Annotated in this window: 23 protein-coding genes; 22 read left to right on the forward strand and 1 reads right to left on the reverse strand. The window is 64.2% G+C overall.

Features of this window, described 5'->3' with window-relative positions:
• Positions 1-16: 16 nt before the first annotated feature.
• The gene (locus tag ACYQ8E_RS03070) at positions 17-2,167 is read right to left on the reverse strand and encodes a CHASE2 domain-containing protein (RefSeq protein ID WP_459860480.1); all 2,151 of its coding nucleotides are present in this window, start codon (positions 2,165-2,167) and stop codon (positions 17-19) included.
• A 138-nt stretch (positions 2,168-2,305) separates the two neighbouring features.
• Here ACYQ8E_RS03070 and ACYQ8E_RS03075 point away from each other — a divergent pair, with 138 nt between their 5' ends.
• From ACYQ8E_RS03075 to ACYQ8E_RS03180, 22 genes are all read left to right on the forward strand, one after another.
• The gene (locus ACYQ8E_RS03075) at positions 2,306-2,569 is read left to right on the forward strand and encodes a hypothetical protein (protein ID WP_066726896.1); all 264 of its coding nucleotides are present in this window, start codon (positions 2,306-2,308) and stop codon (positions 2,567-2,569) included.
• 264 nt (positions 2,570-2,833) lie between these two features.
• Positions 2,834-3,571, forward strand: coding sequence for a 3-oxoacyl-ACP reductase FabG (gene fabG / locus ACYQ8E_RS03080; RefSeq protein WP_459860070.1), 738 nt, complete (start codon positions 2,834-2,836; stop codon positions 3,569-3,571).
• A 76-nt stretch (positions 3,572-3,647) separates the two neighbouring features.
• Positions 3,648-4,868, forward strand: a complete 1,221-nt coding sequence (locus tag ACYQ8E_RS03085; RefSeq protein WP_066726899.1) for a beta-ketoacyl-[acyl-carrier-protein] synthase family protein — start codon at positions 3,648-3,650, stop codon at positions 4,866-4,868.
• Positions 4,865-6,352 (forward strand): phytoene desaturase family protein, encoded by a 1,488-nt coding sequence (locus tag ACYQ8E_RS03090; RefSeq protein WP_459860072.1) that lies wholly within the window; start codon positions 4,865-4,867, stop codon positions 6,350-6,352. The genes ACYQ8E_RS03085 and ACYQ8E_RS03090 overlap by 4 nt, the downstream gene beginning before the upstream one ends.
• Positions 6,340-7,578 carry a beta-ketoacyl-[acyl-carrier-protein] synthase family protein gene (locus ACYQ8E_RS03095; RefSeq protein ID WP_459860074.1) on the forward strand — a complete coding sequence of 413 codons (1,239 nt, stop codon included), beginning with the start codon at positions 6,340-6,342 and terminating at the stop codon, positions 7,576-7,578. Before ACYQ8E_RS03090 ends, ACYQ8E_RS03095 begins: the two co-directional genes overlap by 13 nt.
• A complete protein-coding gene (locus ACYQ8E_RS03100; RefSeq protein WP_066726902.1) occupies positions 7,571-7,819 on the forward strand; it encodes a phosphopantetheine-binding protein in 249 nt (82 codons plus the stop codon). Before ACYQ8E_RS03095 ends, ACYQ8E_RS03100 begins: the two co-directional genes overlap by 8 nt.
• On the forward strand, positions 7,820-8,635 hold the full coding sequence (locus tag ACYQ8E_RS03105) for a lysophospholipid acyltransferase family protein (RefSeq protein ID WP_459860076.1): 816 nt from the start codon (positions 7,820-7,822) through the stop codon (positions 8,633-8,635).
• Entirely contained in the window at positions 8,632-9,978 is a 1,347-nt protein-coding gene (locus tag ACYQ8E_RS03110; RefSeq protein WP_459860078.1) for a phenylacetate--CoA ligase family protein, read from the forward strand. The genes ACYQ8E_RS03105 and ACYQ8E_RS03110 overlap by 4 nt, the downstream gene beginning before the upstream one ends.
• A gap of 46 nt (positions 9,979-10,024) precedes the next feature.
• A complete protein-coding gene (locus tag ACYQ8E_RS03115; protein WP_066726903.1) occupies positions 10,025-11,617 on the forward strand; it encodes an HAL/PAL/TAL family ammonia-lyase in 1,593 nt (530 codons plus the stop codon).
• Positions 11,618-11,620: 3 nt separating this feature from the next.
• Complete coding sequence (locus ACYQ8E_RS03120) at positions 11,621-12,073, forward strand: hotdog family protein (protein ID WP_459860080.1); 453 nt, start codon at positions 11,621-11,623, stop codon at positions 12,071-12,073.
• Positions 12,070-12,702 (forward strand): LolA family protein, encoded by a 633-nt coding sequence (locus ACYQ8E_RS03125; protein WP_066726905.1) that lies wholly within the window; start codon positions 12,070-12,072, stop codon positions 12,700-12,702. Before ACYQ8E_RS03120 ends, ACYQ8E_RS03125 begins: the two co-directional genes overlap by 4 nt.
• 3 nt (positions 12,703-12,705) lie before the next feature.
• Positions 12,706-15,078, forward strand: a complete 2,373-nt coding sequence (locus ACYQ8E_RS03130) for an MMPL family transporter (RefSeq protein ID WP_066726908.1) — start codon at positions 12,706-12,708, stop codon at positions 15,076-15,078.
• Complete coding sequence (locus tag ACYQ8E_RS03135) at positions 15,075-15,746, forward strand: LolA-like protein (protein ID WP_066726910.1); 672 nt, start codon at positions 15,075-15,077, stop codon at positions 15,744-15,746. Before ACYQ8E_RS03130 ends, ACYQ8E_RS03135 begins: the two co-directional genes overlap by 4 nt.
• Positions 15,739-16,116 carry an ApeI family dehydratase gene (locus ACYQ8E_RS03140; protein ID WP_459860082.1) on the forward strand — a complete coding sequence of 126 codons (378 nt, stop codon included), beginning with the start codon at positions 15,739-15,741 and terminating at the stop codon, positions 16,114-16,116. The genes ACYQ8E_RS03135 and ACYQ8E_RS03140 overlap by 8 nt, the downstream gene beginning before the upstream one ends.
• Before the next feature lie 30 nt (positions 16,117-16,146).
• Entirely contained in the window at positions 16,147-16,608 is a 462-nt protein-coding gene (locus ACYQ8E_RS03145; protein ID WP_066726914.1) for an acyl-CoA thioesterase, read from the forward strand.
• Positions 16,605-17,738, forward strand: a complete 1,134-nt coding sequence (locus tag ACYQ8E_RS03150) for a beta-ketoacyl synthase N-terminal-like domain-containing protein (RefSeq protein WP_066726916.1) — start codon at positions 16,605-16,607, stop codon at positions 17,736-17,738. The genes ACYQ8E_RS03145 and ACYQ8E_RS03150 overlap by 4 nt, the downstream gene beginning before the upstream one ends.
• A complete protein-coding gene (locus tag ACYQ8E_RS03155; RefSeq protein ID WP_066726918.1) occupies positions 17,735-18,472 on the forward strand; it encodes a beta-ketoacyl synthase N-terminal-like domain-containing protein in 738 nt (245 codons plus the stop codon). Before ACYQ8E_RS03150 ends, ACYQ8E_RS03155 begins: the two co-directional genes overlap by 4 nt.
• Positions 18,469-19,734 (forward strand): B12-binding domain-containing radical SAM protein, encoded by a 1,266-nt coding sequence (locus tag ACYQ8E_RS03160; protein ID WP_066726920.1) that lies wholly within the window; start codon positions 18,469-18,471, stop codon positions 19,732-19,734. Before ACYQ8E_RS03155 ends, ACYQ8E_RS03160 begins: the two co-directional genes overlap by 4 nt.
• Complete coding sequence (locus tag ACYQ8E_RS03165) at positions 19,731-21,089, forward strand: lipid biosynthesis B12-binding/radical SAM protein (RefSeq protein WP_066726922.1); 1,359 nt, start codon at positions 19,731-19,733, stop codon at positions 21,087-21,089. The genes ACYQ8E_RS03160 and ACYQ8E_RS03165 overlap by 4 nt, the downstream gene beginning before the upstream one ends.
• On the forward strand, positions 21,089-22,546 hold the full coding sequence (locus tag ACYQ8E_RS03170; protein WP_066726924.1) for a B12-binding domain-containing radical SAM protein: 1,458 nt from the start codon (positions 21,089-21,091) through the stop codon (positions 22,544-22,546). The genes ACYQ8E_RS03165 and ACYQ8E_RS03170 overlap by 1 nt, the downstream gene beginning before the upstream one ends.
• Complete coding sequence (locus tag ACYQ8E_RS03175) at positions 22,536-23,702, forward strand: DUF2062 domain-containing protein (protein ID WP_231875408.1); 1,167 nt, start codon at positions 22,536-22,538, stop codon at positions 23,700-23,702. The genes ACYQ8E_RS03170 and ACYQ8E_RS03175 overlap by 11 nt, the downstream gene beginning before the upstream one ends.
• The gene (locus ACYQ8E_RS03180; RefSeq protein ID WP_066726929.1) at positions 23,689-24,648 is read left to right on the forward strand and encodes a lysophospholipid acyltransferase family protein; all 960 of its coding nucleotides are present in this window, start codon (positions 23,689-23,691) and stop codon (positions 24,646-24,648) included. Before ACYQ8E_RS03175 ends, ACYQ8E_RS03180 begins: the two co-directional genes overlap by 14 nt.
• The last annotated feature ends 12 nt before the right edge of the window (positions 24,649-24,660 follow it).

Genomic DNA, 24,660 nt, shown 5'->3' on the forward strand with positions numbered 1-24,660 from the left:
ATGCGCCGCCCTCTTCCTATTTATTCTGCAGGTCGAAAACTCCGTCCCAATCGGCGGGAGGCGGGGTTTGCACGAAGGCCTGGCAGCGGTCGAGAAAAACCGCCGCGGGTGGGTCACCGGTCGCTGCGACCAGGGCACCGAACCGCTGCGCGGCACGGGCAAAATCGGCCTTGAAATAGAGTTCCAGCGCGGATTCGAACTCCTCTTTCCGGGAACGGTTGTTTCCCTCGTCGGCCATGACCTCGTAGATGGCGACCGGCAGGTGCTTCCCCTTGACCCTCACCCGGTCGAGGAGGCGCACGAGGAAGGGGGCAGCAAGGCGGTCGCGGGTAAATTCACTGATCACAATGCGGACCCGGTAAACCTTGCAGAGCCCTTCGAGGCGGGAGGCGAGGTTGACGGCGTCACCGATGGCGGTGTACTCGAAGCGGACCTTGGAGCCCATGTTGCCGACGATGCAGCCCCCGGTATTGACGCCGACCCCGACATCTATCTGCGGCAGGTCGAGGCGCTCGAAACCGGCGTTGATCTCCTTCAGGCAGGCAACGATGCCGAGAGCGGAGGCGACCGCCCGGTCAGGATGGTCCTCGACGTGGAGGGGGGTGTTGAAGAGCGCCATCATGGCATCGCCGATGTACTTGTCGAGCATGCCCCGCTGCTGCAGGACCACCTGGGTCATCGGGTCGTGAATCTGGTTGAGCATCTGTACCAGTTGTGGTGCCGTAACTTTCTCCGAGAGGCTGGTGAACCCGCGAATATCACTGAACAGGATTGACACCTCCCGTTCGACGCCACCGAGATCCAGCTTGTCCGGGTCTTCGAGGATCTCCCGGACCACCTCCGGTGAGACATAGGACGTGAAGGCGCGTTTCAGTTGCCCGGCGCGCAGCTCGGTCTGGACGAAGGACTCGGTTTCCAGGGCTGTGGCAAAGAGGAAAAAAGGGAAGAGAATATAGAACTCGCGGGTCCAGAGATCGGCGCCGATCAGCAGGGCGTTGGCCGCAGCGAGAACCCCGAGGACCAGGAGGAGGTAGGTTGCGACGCGGGCGCCGATACGGCGTTGGCGCCCGGCGGCCCATGCCAACAGCAGGGTAAGCGCCAACAGGGTGAGGTCAAGGAAAGGGGCCGTTCGCAAAAGCCGTCCCTCCAGCAGGTTGGAGAGGGCGGTTGCATGCAGCCAGACCCCCGGAGTGACCGCGGCTACCGGGGTCGGGCGCAGATCGAAGATCCCCACTTCGGTGACCCCGACCAGAACCAACTTGTCGCGGAAAAACTCGGGGGGGAGGGTGCCGTCGATGATATCGACGGCCGAGACCAGGGGCGCTGCCGCGAGGCTGCCGTAATTCAGGCGCAGAGAGCTTCCGGAGAGCTTGACGTCGCCAAGAACAAAGGAGAGCAGACCGCCGGAGTCGATGCTCAGCACCGGTTCCCGGTCGAGGTCGTAGCGGGCCATCTGCACCGCCAGTGAAGGGAGTGCAAAACCCTGATGCAGATAGGCGATCGGGTAACGCCGGTAGAGACCGTCCGGGTCGGGTTCGGCATTGAAAAACCCCCCGGCAAGCGCGCCGGCGTTGATCTCCGGCAGGTTGGTCTCGACGAAATTGGAGTCCTTCAGGCCGGTTACCCCTCCGGCACTGCGGATATCACGGAATCCCCATTCGGCAAGGTGATCGAGGTCGGCTTCACTGGTCCAGGTGGTGGCCTGGGAGCGGAAGAAGAAACCGGCAACGACATTCCCCGCCTCTTCAATCGCCGCCGCCAGGGCAGTGTCCTGATCGGCGTCGGCGACGTCGGCAAAGATCATGTCGAGGCCGACCAGGCGGGCTTGACCGAGGCCCAGCATCAGCTTGGCGAGGACCTTCCGGTTCCAGGGCCAGCGCCCCAGCTGATTGATGCTGCGTTCATCGACGGTGACGATGACCAGGTTGGGGCGCAAAACCGGCTGCTGTCCCAGACTTTCCCGAACGGCAAATTTGCAATCTTCAAGGGGCAAGGCAAATCGCGCCAGCAGGGATGGGTCCCAGAAATAGCAGAGGGCACCCAGAACCAGGGCGAGGAGAAAGGCGAGTGGCCGAAACCGATTCTCAAGACGTTTGATATCACCCTCCCTTAAATCGCAGAAAACGGCATTTACAGGCGTCGCAGCAACCAGGTGTCGCCTGTGGATAGTAAACGATTATCCCCGGTGACCCAAGGGAAAATCAAGCTCTCCCTCCAGGGCTTTCTGGCGCAATGCGCAGGTTCCGCTATACTGGTGCCCGAAAGGTCGTGCGTCGTCCCACTGCCGAACCGGAGGAAGTGCTTTATGGAACTCTTCTTTGTCCTGCTGTTGCTGGGACTGCTGCCTGCCTATATCGCCATGAACAAGGGACGCAATTTTATCCTGTGGTGGCTCTACGGTACGGTTCTCTTCGTCATTGCTATTTTCCATGCGATCACCTTGAAGCCGACTCCTGAATACCTCGCCGAAATCGGGTTGCGCTACTGCCCCGCATGTGACCGGATCGTCCAGTTGGACGACCCCTCCTGCCCGCACCGGGATTCATCCCCCGCCGAATCCGCCCCCTGAACAGATTCCTTTCCCGGCGCTCTTCTTTTCTGTAGAATAGGCCGTGGCCGGTTGAATTTATTCTTCGACAGCCTTTTTCCTGTTCCTTGCCGGGAAATACTCCGTGGGGGCATTTGAAAGGTTGAAACCCGAGGCGGGAACGTGGTAAAAAACCGTCGTCCTGACGAAGAAAAAAATGACTGAATGCGGTTGCTGGTAGCGGCTGTTTTGCCGCGGCACCCCGCACCTGAAAAAATGCGGCGCGGGGAAGGGGAGGGTAGAGCCATGAACAAGGAAACCGTGCGGGAAGTGGCGCTGGTCACCGGAGCAAGCAAGGGGATCGGCGCGGCCATTGCGCTTGAACTGGCGCAAAACGGTTTCGATATCTGGCTCAACTACCGCTGTGACAGCGCTGCCGCGCTGAAGGTCCAGGCGGCCATCGAGGCGGCCGGAGTCGAATGCCGGCTTGTTCCCTTTGATGTCGGCGATCGCGACTCCTGCGACGCGGCCCTGGCGCCTTTGCTGGCTGAACGGACTCCGTTTGCCCTGGTCAACAATGCCGGCTTCGCCCGGGACGGCTTGCTGGTCTGGATGAAGGAAGAAGAATGGCGGGATGTGCTCAATGTCCATCTCGACGGCTTCTTCCATGTCACCCGCCCGGTGGTGGGCGCCATGCTCAAGAAACGGCGCGGCCGGGTCGTCAATATCGTCTCTACCTCCGGCCAGAGCGGCGTCCCCGGGCAGGTCAACTATTCGGCCGCCAAGGCCGGCCTGATCGGAGCGACGCGCTCCCTCGCCGCTGAGGTTGCCCGACGCAATATCCTCGTCAACGCGGTTTCGCCCGGCTTTATCGAGACCGAAATGATCGGCGATTTGCCGAAGGAAAAAATCCTGCCGATGATTCCCTTGGGGCGGGTCGGCACTCCCGAGGAGGTTTCCGGGCTGGTCGCCTTTCTCTGTTCGGAGCGGGCCACCTACATCACCGGCCAGGTCTTTGCCGTGAACGGTGGCGCCTACATGTAAAGAGAGTCCCCGCGCGACCGCTACCGCCCATAGGGTATAACGTTCAAACATTCAGGGCCAAAGTTCAAGGGATACTATGCATCGGGTTGCAATCACAGGTATTGGTATCGTTTCCTGTCTCGGCAGTGACCGGGCGCGGGTGGCATCCGCCCTGCGCCGGGGCGAGTCGGGGATCGTTCTCGATGCCGAGCGGCAGCGGCTGGGCTATCGCAGCCCGCTGACCGGGGCCCTGCCCGATTTTGACGCCAGCGCCCGGCTTTCCCGCAAGCAACGCAAAACGATGCCCGACTTTGCCATTCAGGCTTATCACGCCGCCGCGGATGCTCTGTCCATGTCCGGTCTGGCGGCGGAGGAGATCCAGAACCCTGCGAGCGGGTTGATCTTCGGCTGTGATTCGAGCTGCATCGCCGCGGTCGAACAGGTCGACCTGCTGCGCCAGGCCGGCGAAACCAAGGCGATTGGCAGCGGGCTGGTCTTTCGGTCCATGACCAGCTGCGTAACGATGAACCTCAATACCCTGTTCCATACCCAGGGCGCCTGCTGGACCCTCAGCTCGGCCTGTTCCAGTGGCGGTCATGCCATTGGTCAGGCCGCCGACCTGATCGCTCTCGGTCGCCAGGAGCGGATGATTTGCGGGGGGGCCCAGGAAATCAACTGGGAGTCGATGTGCAGTTTCGATGCGCTCAATGCCTTCTCGCTGCGCCTCGACGACCCACAGCGGGCCTGCCGCCCCTTTGATGCCGACCGGGATGGCCTGGTGCCAAGTGGTGGCGCGGCCGCCGTTCTCCTCGAACGTTATGACCTGGCCCAGGCCCGCGGGGCGCGGATTCTCGGTGAAGTGGCAGCCTATGCCTTCTCATCCGACGGGCAGCATCTTTCCGTACCCAGCCAGGGCGGGCTGCAGCGGGCGATGGCGGGGGCGATTGCCCAGGCCGGCCTGAAACCGGCCGATATCGACTACATCTGCGCCCATGCGACCTCGACCCCGGCTGGTGACGCCGCGGAGGCGGAGAACATCCACGCCGTCTTCGGCGATGACGGCCCCTGGGTTTCCTCGACCAAGTCGATGACCGGGCATGAACTCTGGATGTCCGGGGCTTCCCAGGTCGTTTACAGCACCCTGATGGCCGAAGGCGGCTTTATCGCTCCCAATATCAATTTCAGCACGCCCGACGACAGCAGCCGCCGGCTGCGCATCGCCGCCGAGACCGTCCCCCGGGCGCCGGAACTGGTCCTCTGCAATTCGGCAGGATTCGGTGGGACCAATTCCTGCCTGGTGCTGAGGTTTGGCGCGTGACCTATGACTTTGTGGTCATTGGTGCCGGAATTTCCGGACTGACCACGGCGTTGATCCTGGCCCGCCATGGGCGGTCGGTGGCGCTGGTCGAAAAGGCTCCCGAGATCGCTCCCCTGTTGCGGGGGTTCAGCCGCAGCGGGGCACACTTCGAAACCGGTTTTCACTACGCCGGGGGCTTGGATGAGGAGGGTATTCTCACCCGCTTTTTCCGTTACCTGGAAATAGCGGACGAGGTCGAGACGACTCCGTTTTCTGGCTCCTGTTTTGATCGGCTGCGTTATCCCGGCGGGGACGAGTTTCATTTCCCGGTGGGGTATGATGCCCTGAATGCGGCTCTCTGTGAGGCTTTCCCTGCGGCAGCGGGCGAAATCACCGCCTATCTTGACCTGGTGCAATCGGCCTGTTCGACCCTGCCGTATCTGAACCTGGACGCGGACTTCGGTGCCCTCGGCCCCTTCGGGGCGCTTCAGGGTCCGACCCTCGCCGAGGTGTTGACACGGGGGATCTCGCCACCCGCTCTGCGTCGCCTGCTGGCGCTGCATACCCTGCTCCACGGCGTTCCGGCCGCCGAGGTTCCCTTTGCTCTCCATGCCAGCGTCGTTGGGTTGTACTATCGGTCGGCGCATGGCATACGTGGCGGCGGAAAGCAACTCGCCGAGGTGTTGGCCCGGCAGCTCGCGGCCCGCGGGATCAGCCTCTTTTGCGGCAGCCGCGCTCTCGCCCTGCAATGGGATGCTGCCGGTGCCCTGGAAGGAGTCCTCACCGATCGGCATGACCTGTTGCGTAGCCGTAATTGTGTCAGCAGCCTGCATCCCCGCTCGTTTCTCGACCTGGTCGGCGCCGCTGCGTTGCGTCCTGCCTACCGCAAACGCCTGCTGGGGCTGGCCGAGACCTGCTCAGGTTACCTCGGGTTCTTCACGGCCAGGCGCCCGGTTCCACTGCTGGCCGGCAGCAACCTCTATCTCGCCGGCAAGGCGGAAGGAGACGCCAGGTCCCCTGGGATGCCGATGGAGGATCGCCTCCTCTATCTGGCGGGGGGGACAACTGATGATGGATCCGGCCCGCACGCCCTGGTCGCTATCTGCCCTGCGGATGTGGCAGAGACCAGTGCCTGGGCCGACTCGCGCCATGGGGGGCGGCCGGGGGCCTATCGTCAGTTCAAGGCGGAAATGATGGCGCGGATGCAGGCCCGCATCGAGGAGGAGGTGCCGGAACTCCAGGGCGCCCTTACCCTGCGAGCCGGGGCGACGCCACTCACCTTAAGGCATTACCTCGGCCATCCCGGAGGAGGGCTGTACGGTGTCGGTCATCGGGTCGGGCAATACAACCCGCAAGCCGCGACTCGCCTGCCGGGGGTTTTTCTGACCGGGCAGGCAACGGCCGCACCGGGACTGCTCGGTGGCATGCTTTCCGGATTTCTGACCTGCGGTGAAATTCTGGGTCACGACCGGTTGCGGATGGAGGTCAAGCGATGCGCGCACTGAGGCGGGTTGTGGTTACCGGGTTGGGGGCTGTTTCCCCCTTCGGTCGGGGTGTTCCGACGCTGATGGCGGCCCTTTATGCCGGGCAAAGCGCCGTTCGCCAGGTCCCCGAGCTGGAGCGGATCGGCGGCTTGCGTACCCGCGTCGCCGCCCTGGTGCAGGGGATTGACCCCCGCGAGATACCGCGCAAGGACCGGCGCTCCATGTCGGCGATGTCGGTCTATGCGACCCTCGCCAGCCACGAAGCTCTGGCCCAGGCCGGCATCGGTACCCCTGAGCTGGAGGGAGGACGCCTCGGTGTCGCCATCGGTTCCACCGTCGGCAGCACTCAGACGACCGAAGACTTTTTCCGCGACTTTTTCACCGACCATAGCCTGGAGCGGATGAAGTCGACCCTCTTCTTCCAGATCATGAATCACAGCTGTGCCGCCAACGTGGTCCAGGCTCTCGGCATAACCGGCCGCCTGCTTGCCCCTTCGGCGGCCTGCAGCACCGGTTGCCAGGCTGTCGGCTATGGCTACGAGCAGGTCGCCCTGGGGCGGCAGGACTTCATGCTCTGCGGCGGCGCCGACGAGTTCCACCCGCTGACGGCAGCGACCTTCGACGTCATGACCGCCGCCTCGATCGGTTTCAACGACGAGCCGGAGCTGACCCCGCGCCCCTTTGATCGTCGGCGGGATGGCATGGTCTGCTCCGAAGGGGGTGGCATCGTCCTCCTCGAAGCACTCGACTCGGCGCTCGCCCGCGGCGCCACCATTCTCGGCGAGGTTACCGGCTTTGCCACGGTCTCCGACCCGAGCAGCATTGCCAACCCCAATGCCGCGGCGATGGAGCGCTGTATGCGGGAGACCCTCGAAGATGCCGAACTGGCGCCGGAAGAGGTTGACTACATCAATGCCCATGCGACCGCGACCACCCAGGGAGATATCGCCGAAGCCGAGGCGATCCGGGCTATTTTTGCGGCCCGGGTTCCGGTGAGCAGTCTCAAGGGGCATATGGGGCATACCATGGCCGCCAGCGGCGCCCTGGAGCTGCTGGCCTCGATTGAAATGCTGCGGCAGGGGCGCCTGGTTCCAACCCTCAACCTCGATGAGGTCGATCCCGCATGCGCTGGCATCCTTCATGTCCGTGGCATGGAGTCCCGGCCAGTGCGGGCATTCATCAAAAACAACTTCGCCCTCGGGGGCGTCAATTCATCGCTCGTGGTAAGGAGATATCCGCATGACTGAAGAACAGATCATTGATCTGATCAACCGCTCCCTCGCTGAAGAGTTCGAGCTCGAACTCGCCGATTTGCAGCCCGAAGCCAATATCTATGCGGATCTCGGTCTCGACAGCCTCGACACTGTCGACATGGTGATCGTTCTCGAAGGCGCCTTCAAGTTCAAAATCCGTGAAGAGGAGGCGATCCGCGAAATTCGCACCCTCGGGGATATTCATCGCTTCGTCATTGCCAAGCTGAAGAACTGAATGACGCCGACTGCCGTGACCCCAACCGCCTCCCAAGAGTTCACCGGGGATTCTCCCCGGTTCGGGGTCCGGGCCCTGCTGATGAATGGCGTGGTCTATCCGCTGCTGGTGGTGTGGACACTCCTCGGCATGCTCTGCTTTCCGCTGTTGTACCTGGTCTGGAAGCTCGTCACCCGCTGGCCGGCCGGTCGCATCATGCGGCACTTTATCTGGATTTACGGACGTGGCTGGCTGCTGATCATGGCCCCCTTCGTGCGCTTTCGCCGCCGTGGCTTTGCCGATCTCGATCTTTCCCGGCCGGTGATCTTCGTCGTCAATCACCAGTCGTTCTTTGACACCTACTGCATGGGCCTGCTCCCCGTCTTTGACGTGACCTTTGCGGTCCGCTCCTGGCCGTTCCGGATGGTCTGGTACCGGTGGTTCATGCATCTCGCCGGCTACCTGGATGTCGAGAGTTCCAGCTGGGGGGAAGTCGAAAGGAACGGAAGCCGGGTCCTCGAAAGGGGGGGGCATCTCCTCTTCTTTCCAGAGGGGCATCGTAGCCGCGACGGTCATCTGCAGCGTTTTTACAATGGTGCCTTTCAGCTGGCAGTGGCAACCGGCCGGCCGCTGGTCCCCCTTTGCCTCAGTGGCACCGGTACCCTGCTGCCGCCGGGACGGCTCAGCCTGCGCCCGGCCCGGGTCTGCCTGACGGCCCTGCCGGCCATCGACAGCCGGTGTTTTTCGGGGGCGAATGCCCACCGTGAATTGCGTACCCTGGCCCGCGACCGGATGATCGCCGTCCTCACCGGGCAGGCTGGCGGAGACTCTGCGTGAATCTGACTGCCGGCAACGACCGCTTTGCCCCTTTCGCCGAACTGTCGTTTACGTCCCCGGCCGCGATTGGCGCGGTCCAGGACCGGCTTCTGCGCGAACACCTCGCCTACCTCGCCGCGCGCTCGCCCCTTTACCGGAAACGCTTCGCAGCCGGCGGCGTCGACCCGCTCCGCATCGGGGGGGTCGCCGATCTCGCCGCTTTGCCCCTGACCGGCAAGGACGATCTGCAGCGCTGCAATGAGGAACTGCTCTGTGTTCCTACCAGTGAAGTCGTCGATCGCTGCCTGACCTCCGGGACGACCGGGCGACCGCTGGTTCTTGACCAGACCCGGACTGATCTCGACCGCCTCGCCTATAACGAGGCCAGGGCTTTTGCCGCCGCCGGCCTCGGTCCCGCCGACCGGGTCCTGGTAGCGGCAGCCATCGATCGTTGCTTCATGGCGGGTATGGCCTATTTTCTCGGCCTGGTCCGCCTCGGGGCGACTGCCATCCGCGGGGGGTCGTCGAGTATCCCGGCGCTGGTCGAACTGGTCCGGGATCAGCGTCCGACCGCCCTGATCGGTGTGCCGAGCCTGCTCCTCGCCCTTGGCGAGCGCATGGCGGAAGGTGGGACGGCGGTGGCCGAACTCGGAGTGAAAAGGATGATCTGCATCGGTGAACCGGTGCGCAATCCCGACCTGGGGCTCTCCGGCCTTGGCCGGCGCCTGGCCGAACTCTGGAGCGGCGAGGTTTACGGGACCTATGCCAGCACTGAGATGGCGACCGCATTTGCCGATTGCAGTGCCGGTTGCGGCGGCCACCTGCAACCGGAACTGATGGTGGTCGAGATCCTCGGTGAGGACGGCAGCCCCCTCCCTCCGGGTGCGGCCGGCGAGGTCGTAGTCACCCCGTTGCAGGTGACCGGTATGCCGTTGCTGCGCTACCGCACCGGGGATATTGCCGTCCTCCATACCGATCCCTGCCCCTGCGGCCGCAACACCCCGCGACTCGGACCGGTACTGGGCCGCAAGGCGCAGATGCTCAAGTATCGGGGGACGACTGTTTTTCCGCCGGCGATCACCTCGGTGCTGCAGGATATGGAAGAGGTGGATGGATTCTATATCGAGGTCTTTGACGACTTCCCCCTCTCCGACCGGATCCGGGTGGTTGTTGCCACCCGGCATTCCGGACTGTCCGGGGAAGAGATCGCCGAACGGATCGCGGCCCGCACCCGGGTCAAACCGGAAGTCGTCCTTGCCAGCAGCGAGGCAGTGCGGAAAATGACCCTGCGCCCGGAAAAGCGCAAACCGGTCACCTTTTTCGACCACCGGCGTAATCGGGCTGTCGCTGGCAGCGGGGACTGACCCGAAAGCCGGATATCATCAACTAATTGCGAAAGAGTAGCCTTCCATGGACCAGCGTCCCACTGTCGTTCTGACCGGAAATGACCTGACAATCGAAGAGATCGTCGCCATTGGCGTCGGTGACAAACGGGTTGCCCTCGATCCGGCCGCCCTGGAGCGTTGCCGGGCCAGCCGTCGGTTTCTCGAAGAAGAGGTCGCCGCCGGCCGCATTATCTACGGCGTCAATACCTCTTTCGGGCCGATGTGCAACAAGATCATCGAGGACAGGGAGATCGAGACCCTGCAGGTCAACCTGATCCGCAGCCATGCCGCCGGTCTTGGCGATCCCCTCAAGCCATACATCGCTCTCGGCGTGCTGACGGTGCGTTTGAACACCCTGGTCAAGGGGTACAGCGGGGTGCGTATCGAGCTGCTCGAGTTCATGCGCGATATGATCAATCGCGGCATTGCGCCCTATATACCCGAATGCGGCAGTGTCGGCGCCTCGGGGGACCTCATTCATCTCGCCCATATGGCGCTGGGGATGATCGGGGAAGGGGAGGTCTACGACCGCGGCACCCTGCGCCCGGCAGCAGCTGCCCTCACCGACCATGGCCTGGCACCCTTCCGGCTCTCCTTCAAGGAGGGGATTGCGCTGATGAACGGGACCAGCGCCATGACGGCGTTGGCCGCTTTTGCCCTCTTCGGGGCAATGAAACTGATGCGCCTCTCCTGTGTCACCGGGGCCTTCGCCCTCGAAATATTCGGCGGCATCGATGACGCATTCGACGAAGACCTCCACCTGGTCAAGCCCCATCCCGGGCAGCTCGAGGTGGCCGGCACCATTCGCGCCCTCTACCAGGGCTCGAAGAACATCGTCCTGCGGGAGAACATGCATCAGCTGATCCGCAGCCAGAAGAAGGATGGCCCAGTCTTCGAAACCAGCATCAACGTGCAGGACGTCTACTCAGTGCGCTGCACCCCGCAGGTCCTTGCCCCGGTCGCCGAGGCGATCGAAGTGGCGGTGCGGACCGTGACCACCGAGGCCAACTCCAGCAATGACAACCCGATCATCATTCCGGACAAAAAGAAGGTGATTCACGGCGGCAATTTCCATGGCCAGTCGATCGGATTCGTCATGGACTCCCTCTGCATGGCGATTGCCACCCTTGGCAATATCTCGGAGCGCCGCATCAACAAATACCTCGACAAACATCTCAATGAGGGGTTGCCCGAGTTTCTGATCCCCGGCACCCTCGGTCTGACCATGGGTTTCATGGGCGCCCAGTACCTGGCGACCTCGACCACCGCCGAGAACCGGCAGCTGGCCGGGCCGGTCTCCACCAACTCGATCTCCTGCAACGCCTCCAACCAGGATGTGGTGAGCATGGGGACGGTGGCGGCACGCAAGGCGTTCAAGGCGGTGAGCAATGCCAAGCATATCCTGACCCTGGAGATTCTCGCCGACCTGCAGGCGCTCTCCTTCCGCAACGCGGATGGGCTCGGGCGCGGCACCGGACGCATTTACCGGGAGCTGGTCAAGGAGTTCACGCTTTACGATAACAGCCAGGTTTTTCACGAAGAACTGACCCGGTTCCGCCGGCTCCTCTTCTCCAGCCAGCTCTTCGATGATCTGGCCCCCTATTGCGAGGCGGACTAGGAAATGACCGATTCCCCTACCTCCCTTTGCATCCTGCCGCAACCGGCGCGGGAGTTCCTCCCCCATCGGCCGCCGATGCAGCTGGTTGACCGGCTCCTCGCCGTCGATGGCGAAGAGGGGTTGCTGGAGGTGGTCCTTGCGCCCGGCAACCCGCTGCTGGGTGACGATGGCAGACTCGATGGCGTGGCATTGATCGAACTGATTGCCCAGGGGTTTGCTGCCATCCAGGGGTATGCCGATTACTGCGCCGGGCATCCCCCCGGGCGCGGTTTTCTGGTCGGCATCCGCCGGGCCGAATTCCTTGCCCCGGCCCGGCTCGGTGACCGCCTGCTGGTCAGGGTGCGCACCCTGGCCCGGCTCGATACCTTTGCCATGATCGAGGGGGAGGTCCGCTGTGGCGACTCCCTGTTGGCCACGGCGGCCCTCAAGCTCTGGCTTCCCGGAGAGACGTCATGACCCGGCTGCTGCGTTTTCTTTGCAGCGTTATAATCGCTCTGCTGCTGGTCCCTGCGCTGGCTGGGGCCGAAAGCGCCGACCAGGACCTGGACCAGGTACTCGACCGGTTGGCCCAGGCGGCGGCCGGTATCGAGACCCTCGCCAGCGATTTTGTGCAGGAGAAATATCTGGCTGTTTTCCAGGAGGCGCTCCGCTCCGGCGGACGCTTCTACTACCAGAAACCTGACCGCCTGCGCTGGGAACTGCGCACCCCCGTGGTCACCGGGTTTGCCCTCAACGGCAACAGTGGGCGGCGCTGGCGCGGTGACGAGGCGAACAGCGAGAGCTTCGATATCCGCCAGGATCCGGTGATGAAGGTGGTCGCCGAGCAGCTCCTGGCCTGGGCACGGCCTGATTTCCCCTGGCTGCAGGCCCATTACCGGTTGATCCTGGTGGCGACCGCACCGGTCGAGTTGCGACTTGAGCCCAAATTCGAAACGGCGGGGATGATCGATTACCTGCAGATCGTCTTCGCCGCGGACGGCAGCCATGTCGCCCAGGTCGAGATTCACGATCGGGACGGTGATTATACCCGGCTGCGTTTCTCCGCCACCCAGGTCAACCTCCCGCTCGACCGGAAGCTTTTTTAAGCCGTGCCCGGGATCGGTCTATTCTTCGCTGCGGCCTATCGCTGGCTGGCGCCGCGCCGCCGCTGGCTCTTCGCTGTGACATTGCTGGTGCTGGTGGCGAGCGCCTGGGCTGCCTCCTCACTGCGGCTCGAAGAGAATATCGCCACCATGCTGCCGGACGGCAACAGCGGGGTGGCCGAAGATTTCCAGCTGCTGCAGGAAGCCCCCTTTGCCCGCAAGCTGGTAATCAGCGTCCGGGCCGACACCGGCAGCGACCCGGCCCGGCTGCCGGCCGTGGTCGATAGCCTGGCGGCGGCCCTCGACCCTGGGCTCTTCATCCACCTGGCGAGCGGGCCGGATCAGCGGCTGCAAACCCGGCTCATGCCTTGGTTGATCGACTCCCTGCCGAACCTGGCCAGCGCCGATGATCTCGCAGCCATGGCGAAGCGACTGGAAGGGGGCGGGGCCGGGGAGGCGCTGCGCCGTAGTTATGAGCAGCTGCTTGGTCCGGAAGGCTGGGCCCTGAAAAACATGATTCGCCGCGATCCTCTCGACCTGCGGCGCATCGGCCTCGAAAAGCTGCGCTATCTCAACCTTGTTCCGGGTGTGCGGCTGGTTGACAACCACTTCGTCAGTGCCGATGGGCGCAGCGCCCTGCTGCTCGCCGAAACGCCGATAGCGATCACCGATTCGGCCGGTGCCGCGGCCCTCGAACAGGGGTTCGAGCAGGCGCGCAGGCAGCTGCCGGCAGGCTATTCGGCGCTGCTGGTCAGCGCCCATCGCTATACCCTGGCCAATGCCCGGGTGATCCAGCAGGATTTGTGGTGGATTCTCGGTTGTTCCGGCGTCGCCCTGTTGCTGATTTTTGTCCTGTTGCTGCGCAGCCTGCGGGCCGTTTACGTCTTCCTGATCCCGGTGGCGGTCCTGGCTTTCGCCGGTCTGGCGGTGGCGGTCCGGTATCCGACGGTTTCGGCGATCACCCTCGGTTTCGGTGCTGTCCTGATGGGGATTACCGTCGACTTCGGCCTGCATGTCTATTACGCCCTGCGCTATGGCCAGGGAAGCAGCGCCGACCTGATCGGGCGCGTCGCCCGGCCGGTCCTCTTCGGTGGCCTGACCACCATCGCCGCCTTTGCCGTCCTGCTCGGCTCCGATCTCCCCGGGCAACGGCAGCTGGCGCTCTTCTCCATTGCCGGGCTGACGGCGGCGCTGCTGCTGGCGCTGCTGGTATTGCCGCATCTGGTTCCGGTCGGCAGCCAGCCGATGGCTCTGCCCCGTCCGGTCTCCTCCCGGCCTTCGGCCAGGCGCCGGCGGCTGCTGGTGCTGATGGTCTGGGCCCTCTTCTGCAGCTGGTGCGCCTGGCAGGCGCCCAAGGTGGAGATCAACGGTGACCTGCGGCGGATGAGCCTGGTCCCGCCGGAACTCGCGGCAGCCGAGAAGAGACTTGCCGCCGAGTGGGGTGGCTTCCGCGACCAGGCCATGATCTGGACCCGGGCTGGGGCACCCGACACCGCGCTCAGCAGTGCCGCCGCGGTCGCTCAATCCCTGACCGCGGCCGAGTTGCCGATGGTAAGCCTCGCGCCGCTGGTGCCGCCGGCTGGAGTGCAGGCGCAAAACCGGGAGCGCTGGCAGGCGTTCTGGACCGGCCCACGCGGTGTCGAAATCCTCGCCGCCCTGGAGCGGGAGGCGGCAGCCCTTGGCTTTGCCGCCGGGGCCTTTGAACCGTTCCGGCAGAGCCTGGTCGCCCCGGCGCCGCAGATCACCCTGGCCGGGGCAAGAGAGGCCGGCCTCGGCAGCCTGGTCGATGCGCTGGTGGTGCCGTCGGGAGAGGGGATTCGCATTCTCACCCTTACTCCCGATTCCCCCCGGGTCGCGGCCCTGGTGGCTGGTCTGGGCCCCGCCCTGCGGCTTGTCTCGCCAGCCCGTTTCCGGGAGGAGATCGGTAGCGCGATCAGCAGCGACTTTTTGCGCTTCATCAGTGGCGCCGGCCTGCTGGCCGGGGCCCTGCTGATTCTGCTGTTCCGGCGTGTCGGCAAGGTACTGACCGCGGCTCTGCCCGTCGTCACCGGGCTGCTCGGCATGTTCGGCATCATGGGTTTTTGGGGGATTGAGTTCAACCTCTTCAATATTGTTGCCACCATCCTCGTGATCGGACTGGGGATGGACTACGGAATCTTCATGGTCTGCCGTTACAGCGAAGGTCAGGATATGGCGACCGGGCGGGCCATCCTCGCTTCGGGACTTACCACCCTGGCTGGTTTTGGTGCCTTGGTCCTCGGCCGTCATCCCGCGCTGCATTCGATCGGCGTGACGGTCCTGCTCGGCATCGGCTGTGCCATTCCGGCGGCGCTCCTGGTTATCCCGGCGCTCTATGGCCGGCGGCAGGTGGGGCGATGAAGGTTTTTGCCGGCCTGCTGACCCTGCTGCTGCTGACAGGCTGCAGTGGCAGCTTCTTTCCGCCGCCGGCGGCGGAGGCGTTTCCCCCTGGCCTCGACAGCGCACTTCTGGCCGCCTCCGACTGGACCCGGCAAGAGGGGCCCTGGCGCCTGCGGCAAACGGTCGAATTCGATTTCCATGGTCGTCAGCTGACGATGCGCGGGCTGATGAGTCTCGACCCGGTCGCCGGCACCGCCCGCCTGATCGCGGTCGATGATCTCGGCATCAAGCTCTTTGATCTCAGCGTTTACCGTGACCACGAAATGCTTCATTTTCTCCTTCCCGACCTCGGGCGCTATCCACGCCTGCTCGAGGCGGTGGCAATCGCCGTACGGCGCATGTTTATTGCGCCACGGCCGCAGCCGGGGGACGCGCTGAAACTTCGGGACGATGGTTACGAGCTGCAGGCCCGGGAAGGGGATGTCGTCACCTCCTTCCTTTTCCGGGGGGGAGGCGCCCGTCTCGATACGATCCGGGCCGAAGGGCCGGGCGTAGCCTGGCAGGTCGGTTACTACGACTATCATCGGCAGGGGGAGTTGGAGTATCCTGAGAAGATATTGCTTGAGGACCGGATCGCCGGCTATCGCCTGCGTTTGCGGATCGAGGAGATGAGGGCCCATCATGAGTGAACTGCGCAATGGCATCGCCCGGGCGGTCTGTGGCCCCCTGGAGACCGGCGCTGACGGCAGCCTCTGCCAGCGATTTAAATTTGAACATGATTTCCAGGGCTTTGCCGGACATTTCCCCGGTTATCCCCTCCTCCCCGGGGTGGTTCAGCTGTTGATCGCCCAGACCCTGGTCGAAACGGCCCTCGGTAGGCGACAGGTGCTGGCGGAAGTGGTCGGGGCCAAGTTCCTTGAACAACTGCTGCCGGGGCGGGAAATCGTCGTTCAGTGCCGGACCCGGGACGCGGACCGGCAGGCCTGGAATGCCCGCCTCGAGGTCGAAGGGCGCCTTGCCGCCAGTTTCCAGTTGCATTTTCGGCCGGCAGCGACCTGAGCAAGGGGAGGGGAGGAGATTTTTTCAAGGATGCAAAAGGCTTATTTCAAAAGTGTCGCCGGCCAACCGGAGCCGTTGCGGGTCATCGTCGAGCGGACGGTCCGTTTCGAAGAGGTCGATCCGCTCGGGATTGTCTGGCACGGTCGCTATCCCGGCTACTTCGAAGATGCCAGGGTTGCCTTTGGCAACCGCTTCGGCATTGGCTACATGGATTTCTACGCGGAAGGAATTCTCGCGCCGATCAAGAAGATGCACGTCGATTACCTGCGCCCGCTCCACTTTGGCGATCCCTTCACCATCGAGGGGGTGCTGAACTGGTCGGAAGCAGCCCGGCTCAACTTCGAATTCATTCTGCGTAACGCCGGTGGCGAGATCACCACCACCGGCTACACGGTGCAGATGCTCATGGATACCAGCCACAACCTGCTCCTGGTGCTACCCCCTTTTTACCAGGCCTTTTGCGCCCGCTGGGCGAGGGGAGAATTCGCTTGAACCGGGTCGCGGTGGTGGCCGCCAACGTCGTCAGCGGTCTCGGAGCGAGCCTGGATGCGACCTGGGACGGACTGTTGCAGGGCAAGTCCGCGATTGCGCCCCTGGCACGCTTTGACTGCAGCGGCTACCTGACCGATCTCGCCGCCTGCGTCGCCGGCCTCGGCCGCCAGCCCGGCGCCAGCCGCCTGGAGCCGCTGCTGGCGCTGCTGCTCAACAGCTTTCCACAGGTCCCGGTCGACAGCCGCCTGCTGACGGCGACCACCAAGGGACCCATCGACCTGCTCGAAGACCAGGTGCGTGCTGGCAGTGGCGCTATCGGACCCTTGCTGCTGGAGAACTTTTCCCGCCAGATTGCCGGCCGCCTCGGGCTTGCCGACCCTGGCATGAACGTCAACGCCGCCTGCGCCTCCTCGACCATCGCCCTGGCGCGGGGCGCCGCCCTGATCGCTGCCGGCCGCGCCGCGGCGGTGCTGGTCGTCTGTGCCGACCTGGTCAGCGAATTTGTCTTCTCCGGCTTTTCCGCCCTGCAGGGGTTGTCAACCGCCTCCTGTCGACCTTTTGACAGCGAGCGCAGCGGCCTCAGCCTCGGGGAAGGGGGAGCTGCCCTGCTGCTGATGAGCGAGGAACGGGCTCGCCGGGATGGGCGGGGAGTGCTCGCCTGGCTCCTCGGCTGGGGGGTGGCCAATGATGCCAACCACATCACCGCTCCCGCCCGCGACGGCTGCGGTCTGCTCGCCGCGATTCGCGCCGCTCTCGCTCGTGCCGGTCTCAGCACCGGCGCCGTGGCCGCGATCAGTGCCCACGGCACCGGCACCGTCTATAACGACGCCATGGAAATGACCGCCTTCGACCAACTGTTCGGTACCCGCCAGCTCCCGGTCAACTCGATCAAGGGAGCGATCGGCCACACCCTGGGGGCGGCGGGGGGGATCGAGGCCGCCATCGCCTGCCGGGTTCTGCAGCAGAAACGCCTGCCGCCCACGGTCGGCTGCCGGCGCCCAGATCCGGCCGCCGCTGGGCGAATTATGGCTGCGGTGCAGGAACTCGACGGTGACGTCCTGCTCAGTACCAACAGCGGGTTTGGCGGCATCAACGCTGCGCTGCTGCTCGGTGCCGGAGGTGAGCAATGAAGGCGCGCGTTCTCGGTTCCGGTTGGGTGACCTCCGGTGGTTGGGGACAGGGTGGCAGCGACGCCCTTTTCGGCCTCGATGGGGGAAGGTTGCCGGAGCTGACGCGCAAGGATCTCTTTGCCGACCCCTATCCCCGTTTCGGGCGGCTCGATCCCTTTTCCCGTCTCGGCCTGTCGGCGATCGCGCTCGCCCTTGCCGACGCCGGCATCGCCTCCTGGCAGGAGAAGCGTCCGATCGGTCTGGTGGCGGATAGCCGCTACGGTTGCCTGGCGACCGATTTCGACTACTTTCGGGCGCTGCTGCCGGAGGAAGGTGGTTTGGCAAGTCCCAACCTTTTTGCCTACACCCTGCCCAACACCCTTCTCGGCGAAGCAGCGATCCGCTTTGGCCTGACCGGGCCGGGATTCGTGCAGAGCAGTGGAGAGGGTTCGCCCTTTGCTGCCCTTGAGGTGGCGCTGGAACTGCTCTGCGACGGTGATGCGCCGGCGGTTGTTGCCGGTTTCTGCGAACTGCCACCCCTTTCTGCCGGAGGCAGGAGTGAACCGGATCGAGCCGGCGCGGCTTTTCTGGTGCTCGCTCCGGTCGAGGAGGATTCCGCAGCGGGACCCCGCCTCACCTACGACGGCACCTGGCGGGTTGACGATCGAATGGTGACAGACTGGCCCGGATTGATAGCGGCCTGCCGGCAACCTGCCGGAAGCGAATTCTGCAACAAGCGCAAGGAGCCTTCATGAAGCTGAAGCTGATTTACCCCAGTTGGCCGAAACTCGACCGGCAGACTGAATTCCACCTGCCGCCTCATGGGCCGGTAGTCTTTGCCGCGGCCCTGCCAGCCGATGTCGAAGTCGAGTTTACCGACGAAAACCTCGAGCCGATCGATTTTTCCAGCGCCGCTGACCTGGTCGGGATTTCGGTGATGCTCTCCTGTCAGCTGCCGCGCGCCTTCGAGGTTGCTCGTCAATTCCGGGACCGCGGTCTGACCGTGATCTTCGGCGGCATCGCCACCATGCTGCACTCTGAAGAGGTAATGCAGCACGCCGACGCGGTCTTCCTCGGCGAAGTCGAGGGACGGATCGGCGCGGTCCTCGACGATTTCAGAAACGGCTGCCTGAAGCCGGTCTACGACTACATGAACAACCCGCCCCGGATCGAACTGGTCGGTACCGCCCGCCGGGATATCCTCAACCGCGAGCTCTACAACTACCGCGGCGTGCAGATGCTTGACCTGGTGCATGCCTCCCGCGGCTGCAAGTTCGACTGCTTTCCCTGCTGCACCGGCTTTCTCGGCGGCAAGAAGTTCCGGCCGCGGCCGGTTGAGATGGTGATCGCCGAGATGGAGGCGATCCAGAACAACCGCCTCTTCATCGTCGACAACTCACTTGCTCAGGATCGGCAGTGGTTGAAAGAGCTCTTTACCGCCATGGCGCCGCTGAAGAAGAAGTGGGTCTCCCACCCGATCCTCGACGATGACGAGATTCTGGGGCTTGCCGCCGATGCCGGCGCCTGGTACGTCTACCAGGCGGTCTTCGATACCTCGGACGTAATCCGCAACCGGATCCGGCGGCTCAAGGAGCATGGCATCGGCATCGAAGGGACGATCATCCTCGGTACCGACGACCAGAGCGAGGATGACATCAAGCGGCTTGTCGACTTCCTGCTCGAAGTGGAGCTCGACGTCGCCGAGTTCACCATCCTCACCCCGTTTCCCCATTCGCCGATCCGCGCCCAGCTTGAACGGGAGGGACGCATCCTCTCCAACAACTGGCACGACTACAGCGCCGACAAGGTGGTCTTCCAGCCGGCGAAGATGACGCCGGAACGGCTGCAGGAGCTCTATTACTACGCCTGGGATACCTTCTATGCCAATGGCGGCCATGCCCTGAAGATGGGCAAGCTCTTCAAGGACGTGATGCTGCGGGAAATGAACGACGGCACCTATCGCCGATACAATCCGAAAGTGGCCCGTTCCTTCAAGCGGGAGAAAGCGCTGGCATGAGCCGGATCTTCTGTCTCTCCAGTAACGTCACCACCGAACCCTATCCGGTCTATCCGCTCGGGATGGCGGTGATCGCCGGCGCCCTGAGCCGCAGTGGCCATGAGGTGCGCCAGTTCGACTTCCTCGTCTCCGGCTGCTCGGAGCAGGCCCTGCTCGACGCGGTCACTGAATTTGGCCCCGAATTCATCTGCCTGTCGCTGCGCAACATCGACAACGTCGACTCCTTCAGCGCCGAAAATGCCTGGTACGTCGGTCAGGCCCGGCGCCTGGTGGAGCTGTTACGGTCGGTGAGCCGGGCGCCGGTCATCGTCGGCGGACCCGGGTTCTCGATCCTTCCCGAGGAGATCCTCGCCTATCTCGGCGCCGATCACGGCGTTGTCGGCGAAGGGGAGGGGGCCGTCTGTTCCCTGGTCGCCGATCTTGCCGCCGGCAAAACCGCGCCGGCACTGCTGGCCGGGAGTCCCCCCCTGGCCGGGGGCGCCCAGGGGGGACCCCTTTTGTGCCGTGAACTGGTCGATTATTACGTTGAGCAGACCGGGATGGTCAACCTGCAGACCAAGCGCGGCTGCCCCCACGACTGTGTCTACTGCACCTATCCGAGCCTGGAGGGGAAACGCTTTCGCCCGCGCTCGGCCGGGGCGGTGGTCGATGACATCGAGCAGATCGGCCGCGATTTCGGGGTGAAAGGGTTCTTCTTCACTGACTCGGTCTTCAACGATGCCCGCGGCGAATACCTCGAACTCGCCGAGGAGATCCTGCGCCGCAACCTGGAGATCTCCTTCAGCGCCTTTTTCCGCCCCCAGGGGATCGGGCGCCGGGAGCTGGCCCTGCTCAAACGCGCCGGCCTGCATGCCGCCGAACTCGGCACCGATGCTGCCAGCGACACCACCCTCGCCGGCATCGACAAGGGCTTCACCTTTGCCGATGTCTTCGAGGTTAACCGGGCCTGTGTCGCCGAACGGATTCCGGCCGCCCATTTCATCATCTTCGGCGGTCCCGATGAAACGATGGCGACTGTCGCGGAAGGGTTGGATAATATCGCCAGCCTCGAACATTGCGCGGTCTTTGCCTTTTCCGGCATCCGCATCCTGCCGGGGACGCGCATGCTGGAGCGGGCCATCGCCGACGGCATTATCACTGCCGGCGCGCCGCTGTTGATGCCGGTCTACTATTTTTCGCCGCTGCTCGATCCCGAAGGGATGAACGCGGCGATTCTCAAGTCGTTCCAGGGGCGCCGGGACCGGATCTTCCCCCCTTCGGAGGGGCAGGTGCGGATGTCGGTTATGCGCCGCTTCGGCTTTCGCGGCCTGCTCTGGGATCGGCTGATCGCGTTTCCGCGGGAGGAGCTGGCCTGATGAGATCGCTTTCCGCCAAGAATGTCCTCCTCGTTCACCCCCTCGGCTACCGCGCCGAGGCCGCCGGCCGGGACATCTCCCGCCTCGCCAATATCATGCCGCCGCTCGGGCTGGCGAGCATCGCCTCCTACCTGGAACGGGACGGGGTCGAAGTCGGCATCATCGACTGCTACGCTCATCCCGACAGCCAGCAGGTGCTGCGCGAACTGCTGCGCTCGGAACGGCCGGCCCTGATCGGCTTCTCCTGCACCACCTCCAGCTTCCTCGACGGGGTGCGCCTGGCCCGGCTTGCCAAGAGTGAACTGCCCGGTATCCGCTGCGTCTTTGGCGGCGCCCACGTCTCGGCTCTCAAGGAGCAGGTCTTCCGCTACCCAGAGGTCGATTACGTTGTCGTGGGTGAAGGGGAGGAGACCCTTGCCGAGCTGGTGCGCGCCGGCGACGCCGATCTCGAGCAGATCGCCGGCCTGATCTACCGCCGCCGTGACGGCGAGGTGGTCTTCAACGGCTACCGGGAGCAGGGACTCGACCTCGACAGCCTGCCGTTCCCGGCCTACGAAAAGCTCGCCGGCTATCCGCAGGCCTATCAGCTGCCGATTTTCAACTACCCGAAAGCGCCGAACACCAGCTGCATCTCGAGCCGCGGCTGCCCTTACGCCTGCAGCTACTGCGACCGCTCGGTCTTTCGCCGTAGCTTTCGCTACAATTCGGCGGAATACCTCTACGCTCACCTGCGTTACCTGCGCGAGGCGTTCGGCATCCGCCACGTCAACTTCTACGACGACCAGTTCACCTTCAACCGGGAGCGGGTTGAGGCCTTCTGCTCCCTGCTCCACGACCGGCCGCTGGGGATGACCTTCAACTGCGCGGTGCGGGCGGAGCATATCGATCCGGAGCTGCTGCGGATGATGAAAGGGGCCGGCTGCTGGATGGCGAGCCTCGGCATCGAGACCGGCGACCCGGAGCTTCTCGCCCAGCACCGGCAGAACGCCAATCTCGACATGCTCGCCGACAAGATTCGCATGATCAAGAAGGCCGGCATCCGCACCAAAGGGCTCTTGATGATGGGGCTCCCCGGCGAGAGCGAGGAGAGTATCCGGCGCAGCATGGAGTACGTCTTCTCCCTGCCGATCGATGACTTCAACCTCGCCAAGTTCACCCCCTTCCCGGGCTCCCCCCTCTATGCGAAGATTCATGAGCTGGGGGAATTCGAGGAGGACTGGGAGAAGATGGACTGCATGCAGTTCCAGTTCGTCCCCCACGGCATGAGCAAGGAGCGCCTCGAACTTCTCTTTACCGAATTCTACAAGCGCCATTTCCAGCGCCCCCGGGTGCTGCTCGGCTATGCCGCGATGCTCTGGAAGTCGCCCGATTCCTGGCGCCGGTTTGCACTTAACCTCGGTGATTTTCTGCGGTTTGCCCGCAGTAACCGACGCCTGGCGGCTGATCATGATGTTTGAGATGGAAAATCTGCTGATCGTCATTCCCCTCTACAACCACGGCGGCACGGTGCGTGCCGTGGCCGAAGCCTGCCTGGCGGTCCACCCCCAGGTGCTGGTGGTTGATGACGGCAGCAGCGACGGCGGGGCGGAAAAACTGGCCGGCCTGCCGCTGGAGCTGGTGCGCCACGAGCGCAACCTCGGCAAGGGGGCGGCGATCCTGACCGCCGCCAGCTTCGCTGCCGGGCGGGGCTTGACCCATATTGCCACCATTGACGCCGACGGCCAGCACGACCCGGCCGACCTGCCGCGGCTCTGGCAGGCGGCTCTCGCCGAACCGCTCGCCCTGATCGTCGGCTGCCGCGATTTCACGGCCGCCAACGTCCCGGGTTCGAGCCGTTTCGGCCGCAACTTTTCCAACTTCTGGCTGCGGTTGCAGACCGGGGTCGTTCTTCCTGATACCCAGAGCGGTTTTCGGATCTACCCGCTGGCGCTCCTGACCGGGCTCACCTTCTGGTGCCGGCGCTACAACTTCGAGATCGAGGTGCTGGTGCGCGCGGCCTGGGCCGGGGTGGCGCTGCGCAGCGTGGCGATTTCGGTCTACTACCCGCCGGGAGCGGAACGGATTTCGCATTTCCGGGGTTTTCTCGACAACTGGCGACTGACGCTGCTGAATACGCACCTGACGCTGCGCTCCATCGTTCCCTGGCCCCATCCGCGCCTGGTGACGGCCGAGCCCGAGGAGAAGGTCAGCCTGCTGCGACCGCTGCAGTCGCTGCGTCGCCTCCTCTCGGAGAACAGTTCACCGGCCCGGCTCGGCGCCGCCGGCGGACTCGGCGTTGCGGTCGGCGCCACGCCGCTGTTTGGCGCCCACACCATCACCATCCTGTTTGTGGCCGGGTTCTTCCGTCTCAACAAGGTGGCGGCCGTGGCGGCCAGCAACCTCTGCATGCCGCCGCTGGTGCCGGCCCTCTGTATCGAACTGGGGCATTACCTGCGCCATGGCGAGTGGCTGACCGAATTCTCGCTGCAGACCCTCGGTTACCAGGGGCTGCAACGGCTTTGGGAGTGGCTGCTCGGTTCGCTGCTGCTCGGTCCCCTCCTCGGGGGGGTGAGCGCCGTTGTCATCTACCTGGCCGCGCTGCTGCTACAGAGGGATGCCCATGCCGCCGGCTGAGGTTGATCGTTCGGCAAACGGCTGGAGCAGCCGCAGCGTCGGCAGCAACTGGCAGCACCGCTTCTTCTATCTGCTGATCCGCCTCGGCGGCCGGCCGGTCGCCTACGGTTTTCTGCGGCTGGTGATCCTCTACTACACTCTGTTGCGCGCGGACCAGCGGCGCAAGGGGCTTTACTACCTGCGCCGGCGGTTTCCGGCGGCCCGGGGGCTGGAACTGTTGCGGCACAGCTATCGTCACAACCTTGCCCTGGGGCAGGTCCTGATCGATCGTGCCATCGTCGGCATCCTCGGACCCGGCGAGCTGCAGGTGAGCTTTCCCGCCGGCCCCCGGCTGAAGGAGATCTTGGGCGCAGGACGCGGGCTGATCCTGATGACCGCCCATGTTGGCTGCTGGCAAGTGGCGATGGCTGCCCTTGATGACCTCGAGACCCCGGTTCATCTGCTGATGAAGCGGGAACCGGGAGATGTCGACCGGCTCTACTTTGAACATGGTGGCGGCGAACGGCCGTTTCACCTTATCGACCCGGAAGGGGAATTCGGCGGCGCGTTGGAAATGATCGCGGTGCTGAAACGCGGGGAGGTCCTCTCCGTGATGGGGGATCGCCTGCTCGGCAGCGACCGCAACGGAGTTGCGGTTGACTTCCTCGGCGCCCCGGTCCTTTTCCCCTTCAGTGCCTACAAACTCGCTTCGGCGACTGGGGCCCCGATCGCGGTCCTGCTCAGTCGCAAGGTCGGGCCGGCGGCCTATGCCCTGGAGCTGGCACGGGAGATCAGCGTACCGCCCGGGCTCGGTCGCGGCGGCGAAGGGTTTCGCCCCTATGCCGCCGAACTGGCTGCCGGGCTCGAAGCCTTCGCCAGAGAGAACCCTTACCAGTTCTTCAACTTTTTTGACATGTGGTCCGCTCCGCAACCGGCAGCGGCCCCGAATTCTGCCGATACCCCTTGAGAGGAGTCTGCC

This window comes from Desulfuromonas carbonis, assembly GCF_054658035.1.

Coding starts and splice junctions, on each gene's coding strand:
- ACYQ8E_RS03075 (WP_066726896.1), top strand. CDS start 2,306: ATGGAACTCTTCTTTGTCCTGCTGTTGCTGGGACTGCTGCCTGCCTAT.
- fabG (WP_459860070.1), top strand. CDS start 2,834: ATGAACAAGGAAACCGTGCGGGAAGTGGCGCTGGTCACCGGAGCAAGC.
- ACYQ8E_RS03085 (WP_066726899.1), top strand. CDS start 3,648: ATGCATCGGGTTGCAATCACAGGTATTGGTATCGTTTCCTGTCTCGGC.
- ACYQ8E_RS03095 (WP_459860074.1), top strand. CDS start 6,340: ATGCGCGCACTGAGGCGGGTTGTGGTTACCGGGTTGGGGGCTGTTTCC.
- ACYQ8E_RS03100 (WP_066726902.1), top strand. CDS start 7,571: ATGACTGAAGAACAGATCATTGATCTGATCAACCGCTCCCTCGCTGAA.
- ACYQ8E_RS03105 (WP_459860076.1), top strand. CDS start 7,820: ATGACGCCGACTGCCGTGACCCCAACCGCCTCCCAAGAGTTCACCGGG.
- ACYQ8E_RS03115 (WP_066726903.1), top strand. CDS start 10,025: ATGGACCAGCGTCCCACTGTCGTTCTGACCGGAAATGACCTGACAATC.
- ACYQ8E_RS03120 (WP_459860080.1), top strand. CDS start 11,621: ATGACCGATTCCCCTACCTCCCTTTGCATCCTGCCGCAACCGGCGCGG.
- ACYQ8E_RS03125 (WP_066726905.1), top strand. CDS start 12,070: ATGACCCGGCTGCTGCGTTTTCTTTGCAGCGTTATAATCGCTCTGCTG.
- ACYQ8E_RS03135 (WP_066726910.1), top strand. CDS start 15,075: ATGAAGGTTTTTGCCGGCCTGCTGACCCTGCTGCTGCTGACAGGCTGC.
- ACYQ8E_RS03140 (WP_459860082.1), top strand. CDS start 15,739: ATGAGTGAACTGCGCAATGGCATCGCCCGGGCGGTCTGTGGCCCCCTG.
- ACYQ8E_RS03145 (WP_066726914.1), top strand. CDS start 16,147: ATGCAAAAGGCTTATTTCAAAAGTGTCGCCGGCCAACCGGAGCCGTTG.
- ACYQ8E_RS03155 (WP_066726918.1), top strand. CDS start 17,735: ATGAAGGCGCGCGTTCTCGGTTCCGGTTGGGTGACCTCCGGTGGTTGG.
- ACYQ8E_RS03160 (WP_066726920.1), top strand. CDS start 18,469: ATGAAGCTGAAGCTGATTTACCCCAGTTGGCCGAAACTCGACCGGCAG.
- ACYQ8E_RS03165 (WP_066726922.1), top strand. CDS start 19,731: ATGAGCCGGATCTTCTGTCTCTCCAGTAACGTCACCACCGAACCCTAT.
- ACYQ8E_RS03170 (WP_066726924.1), top strand. CDS start 21,089: ATGAGATCGCTTTCCGCCAAGAATGTCCTCCTCGTTCACCCCCTCGGC.
- ACYQ8E_RS03175 (WP_231875408.1), top strand. CDS start 22,536: ATGATGTTTGAGATGGAAAATCTGCTGATCGTCATTCCCCTCTACAAC.
- ACYQ8E_RS03180 (WP_066726929.1), top strand. CDS start 23,689: ATGCCGCCGGCTGAGGTTGATCGTTCGGCAAACGGCTGGAGCAGCCGC.